The 12188-nt window shown below is 71.4% G+C and carries 9 protein-coding genes; 5 read left to right on the forward strand and 4 right to left on the reverse strand.

Features of this window, described 5'->3' with window-relative positions; genetic code table 11:
- A partial coding sequence (locus ON19_RS29555) for an alpha-(1->3)-arabinofuranosyltransferase domain-containing protein (protein ID WP_043700058.1) occupies nucleotides 1–2515 on the forward strand: 2515 nt, incomplete at its 5' end.
- 125 nt (nucleotides 2516–2640) lie between these two features.
- On the forward strand, nucleotides 2641–3141 hold the full coding sequence (locus ON19_RS29560) for a DinB family protein (protein ID WP_174377742.1): 501 nt from the start codon (nucleotides 2641–2643) through the stop codon (nucleotides 3139–3141).
- 18 nt (nucleotides 3142–3159) lie between these two features.
- On the opposite strand, the gene ON19_RS29565 is transcribed toward ON19_RS29560, so the two are convergent.
- Nucleotides 3160–4344, reverse strand: coding sequence for an acyltransferase family protein (locus tag ON19_RS29565; RefSeq protein ID WP_043700060.1), 1185 nt, complete (start codon nucleotides 4342–4344; stop codon nucleotides 3160–3162).
- 203 nt (nucleotides 4345–4547) lie between these two features.
- Here ON19_RS29565 and pgfA point away from each other — a divergent pair, with 203 nt between their 5' ends.
- Entirely contained in the window at nucleotides 4548–5699 is a 1152-nt protein-coding gene (gene pgfA / locus ON19_RS29570; protein ID WP_043700062.1) for a cell envelope lipid trafficking protein PgfA, read from the forward strand.
- Nucleotides 5700–5895: 196 nt separating this feature from the next.
- Here pgfA and ON19_RS29575 read toward each other — a convergent pair whose 3' ends face one another.
- The gene (locus ON19_RS29575; protein WP_227954957.1) at nucleotides 5896–7071 is read right to left on the reverse strand and encodes a polysaccharide biosynthesis protein; all 1176 of its coding nucleotides are present in this window, start codon (nucleotides 7069–7071) and stop codon (nucleotides 5896–5898) included.
- Nucleotides 7072–7423: 352 nt separating this feature from the next.
- Here ON19_RS29575 and ON19_RS44050 point away from each other — a divergent pair, with 352 nt between their 5' ends.
- Nucleotides 7424–9667, forward strand: a complete 2244-nt coding sequence (locus ON19_RS44050; RefSeq protein WP_051169418.1) for an MmpA family trehalose lipid delivery protein — start codon at nucleotides 7424–7426, stop codon at nucleotides 9665–9667.
- Nucleotides 9668–9701: 34 nt separating this feature from the next.
- On the opposite strand, the gene ON19_RS29585 is transcribed toward ON19_RS44050, so the two are convergent.
- Nucleotides 9702–10874 carry a glycosyltransferase family 4 protein gene (locus ON19_RS29585; protein ID WP_043700066.1) on the reverse strand — a complete coding sequence of 391 codons (1173 nt, stop codon included), beginning with the start codon at nucleotides 10872–10874 and terminating at the stop codon, nucleotides 9702–9704.
- A 116-nt stretch (nucleotides 10875–10990) separates the two neighbouring features.
- On the opposite strand from ON19_RS29585, the gene ON19_RS29590 reads away from it, so the two are divergent.
- Nucleotides 10991–11776 carry a class I SAM-dependent methyltransferase gene (locus tag ON19_RS29590; protein ID WP_051169419.1) on the forward strand — a complete coding sequence of 262 codons (786 nt, stop codon included), beginning with the start codon at nucleotides 10991–10993 and terminating at the stop codon, nucleotides 11774–11776.
- Here the strand turns inward: ON19_RS29590 and ON19_RS29595 are convergent.
- Nucleotides 11773–12084: a hypothetical protein gene (locus ON19_RS29595; protein ID WP_043700069.1), complete on the reverse strand. Its 312-nt coding sequence runs from the start codon at nucleotides 12082–12084 to the stop codon at nucleotides 11773–11775. The genes ON19_RS29590 and ON19_RS29595 overlap by 4 nt on opposite strands.
- Between the last annotated feature and the right edge of the window lie 104 nt (nucleotides 12085–12188).

Genomic DNA, 12188 nt, shown 5'->3' on the forward strand with positions numbered 1-12188 from the left:
GCCGTACCCGGCGGTCGAGATCTACCGGGTGGGCGCGCCGGGGCGGGGGTCACCCGCCGAGGTGCGCAGCGGTACCGGCGCGCCGGAGGCGTTCCCCGGCGCGTACACCGTTCCGCTCGGGAATGTTCCGGTCGTTCAGGGCGGACCCGAAGTGCTCGAACGGATGCACCGCGATCCGGGCGCCGCCCGGACACCCACCTTGCTCGCCGCCGACGCGACCCGGGCCGGGTTACCGACCGGTCCGGTGACCGTCACCGACACACCGATGGATCGCGAGGCCGATTTCGGCCGGGTGGACAACCACAACTCTGCGCTGCGTGCTCCCGACGACGCGCGCCGTACCCACAATCTGGTGCCCGACTATCCGGTGCCCGGCGCCGAGCTGGTGCGCGGTGAATGGTCCGGCGCGACGATCACCGCGTCGAGTTCGGCCGCGGACGCCACCCAGCTCGGTGGCGCGGCGCCGGGAAGCTCGACCGCTGCCGTCGTCGACGGCGATCCGGCCACCTCGTGGATCAGCAGCGGCATCGAACGCGCCTTGGGGCAGTGGCTCCGGCTCGATCTCGATCGCCCCATCCAGACCGGGCAACTGAACCTCACCACCAGCTCGGCCGCCATCGGCGACCCGGTCAAGTGGATCGAAGTGCGCACCGCCAACGGCACCGTCTCGGTCCGGGTGTCCGAACCCGGTGCGCCGGTCTCGGTTTCGCTGCCCGCCGGTCGTACCGAATGGCTGACCATCACCGCCATCCGCACCGAAAACGGTTCCGGAGGCGGGCAATTCGGCATCAGTGAACTCAGGCTGGACGATTATTCGCAGCGTAACGCGCCGGTCCGCGTCGACATCCGGCATCGAACGGTGGTGCCGGCTGCCCCGGCGGGCGCGCAGGTGCGGGGCTGGGATCTCGGCCAGGAATTCCCCGGTCGCAGCGCGTGTTTCGATGCGCCCGATCGGGTGCGGTGCAGCAAGGGACTGGCCTTGGCGCCCGAGGAACCGGGGACGTTCCAACGCACGCTGACGGTTCCGGAACCGATGTCGGTCGCGCCGGAACTGACCGTCCGCACCAGGCAGGGCCCGGCCCTGGAGGCGCTGCTCACCGACAGCGCCCGCCCGGTGGCGCGGGGCAAGGCCGATGTCGGCGACTTGCGCGGCGCCGCTTTCGCCGCGACCGACGGCGATCCGCGCACGAGCTGGACCGCGCCGGAGGACTCGGTCCGCGAGACCACCGGTGGCAGGCCGACGCTCACCATCGAACTGCCCGAGCCCACGCTGGTGACCGGCCTCGAACTGACCCCATCGCTCGGCGGCCTGCCCGCGGCGCCCACCTCGGTGACGGTGAATCTCGGAGACGGCCCCCAGGTCCGTGTGCTGGACGACGAAGATCCGGGCACACCCACGCGGATCTCCCTGCACCCCACCGTGACCGACCGGATCGAGCTCAGCTTGCGGACCTGGCGGCCGGTGCTCGACCAGACCGCGCTCGGCTTCGCCCAGACCCAGCCTGCCGGGTTGGCCGAGGTGACGGTCCTGGGACCGGACTATCCCGCGGCCGCACCGATGGACCGCGAGATCACCGTCCCGTGCGCACTGGGGCCGACGATCGACGCGGGCGGGCGGACGCTGCGCACCACGGTGACCGCCACCGTCGGCGAATTGCGCTCCGGCGCACCCGTGCCCGCGCGGGTCTGCGCCGACGACGCGACCGAGCCGCAGGCCGGCACACCGGACGAACTCGCGCTGCCGCAGGGCCGGGCCGACGTGGCGGTCGGGCCGACCGACCTGTTCTTCGTGGATCGGCTCCGCTTGCACCGCGCCGGGACGGAAGCTCCCGCCCCGCCCGGCTCGGAGGCGGGGACCCGCCTGCTCGTGCTGCCGCTGAGCACCAACGTCGGATGGCGCGCGACCAGCGCGGACGGACGCGTGCTCGAACCGGTGGTGGTCGACGGCTGGCAGCAGGCCTGGCTGCTGCCTGCCGACGCCACCGGACCGGTGACGGTCTCTTTCCCGGCGGACCGCTGGTACCGCCTCGGCATCTTCGGCGGCCTGCTGTTGCTCGTACCACTCGCGGTCCTGGCCATCCCCCGTCGTGCGCGGCGGGATGCCGCCCCTGCCGAGGCGGGCGGAGCCGATCGGTCGGATCCGCGCACCGAAGCGCCCCGCACCTGGGGCCGGCGCTGGATGGGCGCCGTGGGGCTCACCGGCGCGGCCACTGTCATCGCGGGTCCGGTGGGCGCGGGCGCGACGGCGATCGCCTTGGCCGCCACCCGTTTCACGCCGTATCTCACGCCCCGAGCGCTGGTCGTCGTGGCGGGCGTGGGCACCACACTCTCCGCCGCGGCGCTGTCCACCGGCCCATGGCGCTCGGGTAGCGAATATATGGGTGGGTCCGTGCTGGTGCAGCTGCCCGCGTTGATCGCGATCATCGCGGTGGGCATCGCGGTGCTGCCGCGACGTGCCGAACGCCCCCGGTCGAACCGGTCCGACGACCCGGGTTCCTCGACAGCCGAGCACTGACCGCCCGTACCGCTCACCAACCGACGGCGTCGGGCACACCGGTGAGCGCACGCGGTGCGTCACCGCTCGGTAGCACCTCGATTCGCCATGCGCCGCAATAGCACTCGTTGCTAACGTGACCATGCGTGAACACCTGTGCCGAATGCGGTTTCGTCTACGACTTGGCTTCGGCGGCGGACGTGCCGTCGCTGGCGCGGGAGCACGCCGTGGAATACGCCGACCTGCTCGGCGCCGACAGCGGCAAGTTACGGCAGCGCGGCAAGCCCGAGGTGTGGTCGCCGTTGGAATACGCCTGCCACGTCCGGGATGTGCTGCTGGCTCAGCGTGAGCGAGTGCTTGCCGCCCGGCGTTCGGACAACCCCACCATCACGCCGATGGGCCGGGACGAGCGAGTCGAGCACGACGGCTACGCCCAGCAGAACCCCGCGGACGTGGCCCGCCAGATTCGCGACGCCGCCCTGCTGTTCGCGAACGTGCTGGAGCGACTCGGCGACGACGACTGGGAGCGGACCCTCGGCTTCCCCTACCCCGAGCCCGCGGATCGTTCCCTGCGCTGGCTGGCGGTGCACACCCTGCACGAGCTGCGCCACCACCTGCTGGACATGCACCGGCAACTCGACGGCTGACCTCGCACGGGCCGACGATCAGGGGGCGGGCTCGGGTTCGGGAGTTCGCCGCACCCGGTCCCTGTGCCGGACCCAGCGCCGCACCGGCTCCTCCACCAGTGCGTAACTGGCCGCGGCGACCGGAAGGGTGATGGCGGCCGTGAGCACCAGGACGTATCCGAAGTCCCCCTGGAAGGGCAGGATGCCGAACACCGGGAACACGATCGACAGCACCGCGAGGTGCCAGATGAAGATGCCGTAGGACCAGCGTCCGAGCGTCGCGGCCACCGGCGACTCCAGCCAGCGGTGCCCGCGCGCCGCCGGGTCCCGCAGCACCAGCGGTGCGAGCAACGCGAACCCGATGACCGCGCCCAGGCCCATCTTCACCACGTACTGCCAAGGTTCGGCCCGGGTGAGCCCGGCGGGGCCGGCCAGATCGGTCGCCGCGAGCAGGAACGCGACGGTCGCGACGGTCCACATCAGCGGCTGATTCGCCCCGATTTTCCACCAGCGTGATAGCCGAACGCTATGTTCGGCGAGTTCCGCGAGGAGCATGCCCGCGGCAAACCAGGGCAGATAACCCGGCAGCCAGTTGTCCGCGTGAATCGCGTCCGGAGTCGGCACCGGAATGAAATTCCAGCCGAGGCTGACGACGGCCGACGCGAGCAGCACCGGCACCCGAAGGCGCGCCGCCGGTCCGCGCAGGCGCACCAGTGCGAACGCCAGCAACGGCAGCACCAGATAGAAGGCCACCTCCACCGAGAGACTCCACATCTGGGTGAGTCCGTCGGTGAGCGTCAGGGGTACGAACACCTGCAGCAGCGCCAGGTTCGACACCCAGACCCGCAGGCCCGCGGTCCCGGCGGCGCTGGGCAGCAGCACCAGGACCGCGCACACCACGACCCAGTACGCGGGCAGGATGCGAGCCGCACGATGCCGCAGGTAGTAGCCCACGGGCGGGGCGGTGTCGAGCCCGCGCGCGGCCGCGGCGTGCGGGCGCCACAGCAGGAACCCGGACAGTGCGAAGAACACCGCCACCGCCATGTCGAACCGTCCCCACACCCGGCCGAGGACCGGCGTGTTCGAGGCGCCGGTCTGGAAGGCGACGTGGGTCAGCAGCACGCCGAGCGCGGCCATCCCGCGCATGCCTTCCAGCGCGGGCACGAACGAGCGCGGGCGCACCCGTTCGGTCGCGGGCGCGGCGGTGGGCAGGGTGGCGGTCATCGATCTCCAGTCTGCCGTGCGAATCCACAGTTGATAACCCGACGTTTCAGATTTCGCGTTAGACTCGGGCGATTTCTGGGCCGTTTCCGGCCTCGACGCCGCATGGTACGACATCGGACTGTTAGTGTCGGGGCTCACGAGTGCCGCGGCATGCCCGCAGTGCTCTCGGAGCGACCTGCTGTTCTACGACGAGGAGAGTTTGCATGGCACTGAGTGCCGGTACCAGAAGGACGGTGGCCTGCCTGCTCGTGGGTCTCGGCGCGTTGCTGATCGTCGCCGCAATCATGATCCCGACCTACACCGTCGACAAACTGGCGAAAACTCCCCTCGATCTGGAGATCACCACGATCGCGACGAACCAGCCGGGTGAGGACAGCCTCGTGCTCGACTCCAAGTCGCTGACCGCGCCGGAGGGTTCGGCCAAGGTCGACACCAACGTCCCCCTGGTCTCGCAGCGCTTCCTCACCGTCGAGGACCCGGCCGACGCCGAGCAGATGACGGTGCAGGCGGGCCAGACGCTGCGGCGGATCGACAAGCAGGGCGACACCGGCCTGCTCACCGCGAGCATCGACCGGGTGACCATCGACCGCGTGACCGGCGAGCCGGTCGCCACCGACCCCAACGGCTCGATCGCGGTGTCGGCGAACCTCGAGGGCCAGAGCATCGCCGAGCCGGTGCAGCACACCGGTCTGCAGTACCGGTTCCCGATCGGCACCGAGAAGAAGACCTACCCGTACTTCGATCTCAACGTGCGTAAGACCTACGACGCCAACTTCCTGGAAGAGACCGAGATCAACAACACGAAGGTCTACCACTTCCAGATGTCGGTCCCGGCCACGAGCCTGTGGGACGTCGTGCAGGCGCCGACCAACCGGCTGAGCCTGCCCGCCGCCAAGTGGGGTGTCGAGGGCGGCGAGGCCCCGGTGACCATGACCCGCTACTACACCAACACCCGCGACCTGTGGGTGGAGCCGGAGACCGGCACGGTGGTCAAGGGTGGCGAGGCGCTGCACCTCTTCTACTCGCGCACCGCCGACAAGCCGGAGGTCACCGCGCTGAAGTCGCACCTCGTCTTCGACGAGAACACGATCGAGTCGCAGCTCGCGGTGGCCAAGGAGAACATCGACAAGCTGTCGCTGTACGGGCGGGTCATGCCGATCATCCTGGGCGTCCTCGGTGTGATCGCCCTGATCGCCGGTGTGGTCCTCGGTATCCGGGGCGGCTCGGCTCCGACGCCCGCGCGTGCGGGCGGCGCTCCGGGCCAGCGTCCGAGCGGCTCGGCTCCCTCCCGCCCGGCCCCGCGCGGCGGCGACGACGCGCCGACCGAGCAGATACGCATCAACAAGCAGCCCTGACCGGCTGAATGCCCCTGAATTCGGCTCCCCCGCCCACCGGCTGGGGAGCCGAATTCGTTGCGGGGGGGCGCTACTCTTCGGCAGACGCGAGCGGATAGGCGACCGGCCCCCACTCGGCCATCGTTCGGTCCAAGTCGTCGCACATCAGGGAGATCTCGTGGCGGGGCGCGCCCTCGACGCTCCTAGGCGGTGCCGGTCAGCCGACCGGGCGCAACGGCTCCGGACGCGTCGAGCGGTCGGCCGCCCGCAGGACGACGACGGCGACCAGGACGGTGGTGGTGGCCGCGACCGATACGGCCGTGATGATCAGCGCCGGGATCGAGCGGGCCAGCGACAGCATCAGGGTGACTTCGACGGCCAGCCCAAGCCAGGTGACCAGCGCCAGGGATGTGCGATCGACGGCGATGGCCGAGAGCACCGCGCCCTGCAGCACGGCCAGCAGCGCGCCGTGCAGCGCGAAGACCCACAGCAGGCCCTGGATCGGCGCGTAGTCCTCGCCTGCCAGCAGCGGAGCGACCGGCGCGGCGAGCGCCGCCCCGAGCACCGCGATGAGGCCGATTCCGCTGAGCACCGCCAGTGCCGCCCGGATCGCGCTCGCCGACTGCGTCGGCTGGGCCATGCGCGGGTAGAGCACGACGCCCACCGCCTGCGGCAGCCAGAAGGCGATCTTGGTGGCGATGGTGCCGAGCGCGTAGCGGCTGGCGTCCACGTCCTCGAGCACGATCCGGACCACGATCAGATCGGCCGACGACAGCGCCATCAGCGCCGCCTGCACCTGGGCGGCCCGCAGCACCGGCAGCACGCCGGGGGCGGCGGCGATCTCGCCCGGGTCGACTACGGCGCGGGCGCGCGCGGACTGCGCACCGGCGACGAGCCTGGCCAGCAGCGCCGCCGCCGCGATCCCGCACGCCGCCGCCCACAGCGCGAGCGTCGCGCCGCCGCCCAGCGCGAGGACCACCAGCGCGGGCGTGACCCGGGCGATGCCCGCGCTGCCGAGCACCACGCCCAACGCGCGAAACCGCTTGCCGCCCTGCAGCACTCCCTGCTCACCGGACAACAGCACCAGCGCGGGGGCCGCACCGAGCGCCGCGGCCGTGGCGGCCACCCCGACGTTCAGCGTGAGGGCTACCAGCGGCACCAGCACCGCCGCCACCGCGGCCACGATCACCGCACACCGCCATTGGAGCCCGCGCAGCGCCGCCGTCCCCGCACCGCGCACCAGTTCCCGGGCGACCACGTTCTGCAACGCCAGGGCGGGTACCGCGCACAGCAGCTGCACCGCGAGCAGACTGGCGAACTCGCTGTACCCGGTGACGCCCAGCCATCGTCCGGCCAGCAGTTGCAGCAGGTATCCGGCGACGTTGGCGGTCATCGCGCCCGCCGTCACCCACGTCAGATCCGCCACCACAGGTAACCGACGGACAGCAGACACGCTCCCCCGCCTCTCCGGGTCTTCAGGCTGTGCAGTCAGGTGACGCTGTCGCAAGCCACTCTCGGCGCGAGGGCGGCTGGCTGCACTGTCTTCGAACCACCGACCGATGACGCCCGGCACACAATACAGCGTGAGGTCGGCGTCCTGGTAGGCCGACTCGAGCCGGCGAGGGTCGTCGCCGATTCGCCGAGCGGGCCGGGCGCGGTTGGCGAATATCCGCGCGAGGGACCGAACCGGACTTCCTGGTCGCTCGCTCCGCGGCGGCGGGGATCGGGACGTACAGTGCTCAGGCGTGAGTGGGAGCGGTCGAGACCGGGCGGTAGCCGCGGGATACAGCGCGGCCGGGGCGCTGCTGGTGACCGCGCCCCTGCTGGCGCCGGGGTACCTGCTCCTGCGGGATGCGGTGAGCACGCCGCGCAGTTATCCGACCGACTCGGCGCTCGGTCTCGGCGACGCGGCGCCACGGGCGGTGCCGCAGGACGCGCTGCTGGCCGTGCTGTCGGCGTTCGTCGACGGCGGGCTGCTGGTCAAGGCGATTCTGGTCGTCGCGCTGTGGGCCGCGGGATACGGGGCGGCGATGCTGGCCCGCGACCTGCTGCGCGCTTCGCTCGGGCCGCAATTGGTCGCCGCGACGGTCGCGCTGTGGAACCCCTATGTCGCCGAGCGGCTCTTGCAGGGGCACTGGAGCCTGCTGGCCGGATATGCCGCGCTGCCGTGGACCGCGCTGGCCGCGTATCGCCTCCGATCGTCCGCCACCGCGAAACGGCGTCGGCTGATCCTGGCGAACGCACCGGTACAGCCCGGAAACGGCCTGGTCGGACCGGCCGCACCGCAGGAGGCCGAACGCGCCGAAAATGCCCCACCGATCGACACCACACAGCACGACCGGCAGGCCGGACCCACCGGCCGAGCTGAAACACCACTGGCTACGCCCGGCGCATCCGGGCCCCCCGATGGCGCTGCCTCAGCCGATACTTCCGAGCCCCCCGGCGGCTCCACGCCAGCCGACACCCCCGAACACCCCCACAGCTCCACGCCCGCCAACGCCCCCGAACACCCCCACGGCGCTACACCAGCCGACACGCCGGGCAAGGGCCAGGCGGATCAACCCCGCGTCACCGCGCCAACCGACACACCGGGCAAGCACCAGGCGGATCAAACCCGCATCACCGCGCCAACCGACATTCCAGGCAAGGACCAGGTAGATCAGCCCCTCGTCACGGCGGCACGGCGCAGGAGTATCCGGACGGTGTCCGCTTGGGCCGCCCTGGCCGGATCGCTCGCCGCCGCGGGACTCACACCGACCGGAGCGCTGCTGGCGGGCGTGACCGCGTTCGCCCTGGTCCATCGACGCCAACTGCTCCCGGCGCTCGTCATCTGGGTCGCGGCCTCCGCGCCATGGCTCGCCGCGACCGCGCTGTCGGGCGCGGGCGCCGAGCCGTCCGATCCCGCGGGCATCGCGGCCTTCGCCGCGCGGGCCGAGCCCGGCCTCGGCACGCTCGGCAGCCTGGCCGGCCTCGGCGGGATATGGAACGCGGAGGCGGTTCCCGATTCCCGCACCACGCCGCTGGCCGTGATAGCGACCCTGGCGCTGCTGGTGATCGTCGCGCTGGGCGTGCGCGCCGTGGCCACGGGCGGCGCCGATCCGGACAATCGCCACGTGCGCCGCGCACTGCTGCTGCTCGCGGCGATCGCGGTGCTGTTCCCCGCGCTCGGCGCGACGGTGTGGGGCATGCACGCGCTGGAGTGGCTGGTAGCCCACGTACCCGGTGCGGGTCTGCTGCGGGACACGCAGAAGTACGTGGCCTTGGCCGTGCCCGCCTACGCCCTGTGCGCGGCGGCGGGCTGCACGGTGACCGCCCGGCGTCTTTCGTCCGCTCCGACGGATCGTCCCACCACGGCCCACCCGGCCGTGACGTCCACGCTCGCGGCGGTATTCGTCGCTCTTCTCGTGCTGCCGCTCTACGACCTCGCCTGGGGTGCCGGTGGAGCCGTCCGGGCGGTGCACTACCCCGCTGGATGGCAGCGGGTCGCCGAACGGATCGACGGTCCCGGCGATGTCGCGGTGCTGCCGGGTGGGATGTTCCGCAAGTTCCGCTACAGCGGCCCGGCGCCCGTGCTCGACCCGGCGCCGCGCATGCTGCCCAACGACGTCTTACAGACCGGCGAGCTTCCGGTGCGCGGGCGTACGGTGTCCGGCGAGGGAGCCCGCGCCGGAGAGGTGGAAGCCCTTCTCCTGCAGGGTGGTTCGGCCCCGGACCTGGCCCGCCTCGGAGTCGGCTGGGTGCTCGTCGAGCGGACCACTCCCGGCCCGCTCGGCGCATCGGCGATGACGCTGGCCCAGCTCGAGCGAAGCTATGAGGACGCCGACCTCGCGCTGTATCGCGTGCCCGGAGTCGTCGAGCCCCGCGGATCGACGACGGCACAGCGCTCCGTCATCGCCACGGCCCATTTGCTCTGGGGGGCATTGCTCGTCGCGAGCCCGCTTGCCGTCCTCGGTATCCGGGCACGATCCCGCACGAGAACGCGGCGCTGAGACCGAGCCGCGCACGGCAGCCTCGAGCAGTAGTTCAGTCGGCCGTCCGGGGCGCGATCAAACCGGTCACCTGTTCGCCACGGGCGGCCGCGGCCAGCACCTCGTAGACGCCGATTCCGGTTTGCTCCCAAGAGAATTCGCGAGCGCGGGCGCGCGCCTTCTCGCCCATGACGGTGCGCGCGCCCGGATCGTCCAGCAGATCGCCGACGGCTTCGGCCAACTGCGCGACGTCGTCCACCAGGACGCCGGTGGCGCCGTCGACGATGGAATCGGTGAGCCCGCGCGAACTCCGGTAGCCGACCGTCGGCACGCCGTGCTGGGCGGCCTCGATCACCGCGAGCCCCCACCCCTCTTTCCGGGAGGGCAGCACATGCACCCATGCGCGGGCGAGTAGTTCGTGCTTACGGCGCTCGTCCACGTGCCCGTGAAAGGTGACGGCGTCGGCGATGCCGAGTTCGCGAGCGTTGTCCCGCAGGTTGTCCGCCCACCAGCCGTCGCCGATCACGTCCAGGCGCAGGCCGGGGATGCGGTCGCGCAACCGGGCCACGGCCGCGAGCGCGTCCTCGATCTGCTTGTGCGGCACCAGGCGGGACAGCACGACGACGGTGGGTGCGGAAGTACGGGTCTCCGCGGCGCCGGTGGGCGCGTCGACTGGAACCGGTTCCGCTCCGTTGCGGACCACCGCGATGCGCGAACCGTCCACACCGAGCGCGGCCAGCTCCTCCGCGGAGGGAAGCGAAACGGTCAGATACTGGTTACGCCGGTGCACGCGGGGCGACAGCCGCGACTCGATCCACCAGCCCACGCGACCGACCAGCTTGCCCGCCACCGGCCACTGCTCGCGGTGCCCGTGGTGCACCAGCACCACCGACGGCGCCTTGGTGACGGTGGCGGCGAAGAACGGGATGCCGTTCTGGGTGTCGATCACCGCGTCCGGGCGCACCCCGCGCAACGAGCCGAGACCGATTTTCCCGAGCAGGATCGCGGCGAGCGCCCGCGGATATACGGTGTAGCGGCCGCCCGCCCGGCTGATGTCGATGCCGTCGATGCGCTCCCGCCGCGGCGCCCCGGGGTAGCGGGCGGTGCGCAGGGTGACTTTGACCCCCCGGGCCGCGAGGTGCGCGCCGACCTGCTCGAGGTACCGCTCGCTGCCGCCGCCCTGCGGGTGCCCGGTGTCACGCCAGCAGAGCAGGAGGACTTCGCGCACGGTGGAGCTTCTCTCGGTCAGTAGGTCCCGGTGGGGAACGTCGGATGTCGCGGTACACCCTAACCCGAGCACCCGCCCGCGATGCCCAGCATCGGGGTTGTGCGAAACTCGGCGCCGTGCTCAAAGCCGAAAACACGCCTGCACGCGGCAGCTCGCTACGGTTCGCCCGCCGGGCGACCCTGCGCCGGTCGCTGCGGCTGCTCGGCAGCTTCCGGTTCGAGCAGACCGATCCGGCGCTGTTCTACGGCGGTCTGGCTGCCGACAGCACGGCGATGATCGCCGATTTCTACGCCGACCTCACCGGCCGGTCACTGGACGGTGCGACGATTCTCGACGTCGGCGGCGGACCGGGCTACTTCGCTGACGAGTTCACCCGCACCGGCGCGCGCTACATCCCGGTGGAGCCCGACCCTTCGGAGATGCACGCCGCGGGCCTCTCGGTAGCCGGCGCGGTGCGCGGATCCGGGATGGCGCTGCCGTTCCGCGACGACGCGCTCGACATCTGTTTCTCGTCGAACGTCGCCGAACACGTCTCGAAGCCGTGGGTGATGGCCGACGAGATGGTGCGGGTGACCAGGCCGGGCGGGTTGATCGTGCTCTCCTACACGGTGTGGCACGGCCCGTTCGGCGGGCACGAGACCGGGCCGTGGCACTACCTCGGTGGCGAGTACGCCGCGCGCCGGTACCGGCGCAAGCACGGACGTGAACCCAAGAACAGGTTCGGCAGGTCGCTGTTCGCGGTGCGGGCCGCGGACGGATTGCGCTGGGCGGCAGGCACTCCGGCCGAGGTGCACACCGTCTTCCCGCGCTACCACCCCCGCTGGGCTTGGTGGTTGGTCCGGGTACCGCTGGTGCGCGAGTTACTCGTGAGCAATCTGGTCGTTGTGGCAACTAAAAGTTAGCCGACGTAAGGCTCCAGCCATCCCCGACGCCAGTGCCGCTTCCCGCACGGCGCGTGCACGGGCTCGCTCCACGGCGATTCCCGCATAGCCAACCCGACGGTCTCGAGCGTGGTCAGACCGACCATGTCGGCCAGCATCCCGACGGCGGCGACCGCCTCCGCTGCCTGCATAGCCGCGGTCGCCTGCTCGATCGTCAGGGTGCGGCCGGGTAGGAAGGAGACCACCCACCCGCCGCTGCCGACACACTTAGCCTGATGCTCGGTTTGATCACTGGTCATCAGCGACCGGCCGATCACTTGCACCGCCATGACTCGGACTCCCCAGTTTGCGGTAACGATTGGGTAATGGAGCGAGCTGATATGTCGCTACAGCATCCCCTCTCCAGCAACAGAACGCAATAGTGCGTTCTGCG

This window comes from Nocardia abscessus NBRC 100374, assembly GCF_000308455.1.
Lineage (GTDB): Bacteria > Actinomycetota > Actinomycetes > Mycobacteriales > Mycobacteriaceae > Nocardia > Nocardia abscessus.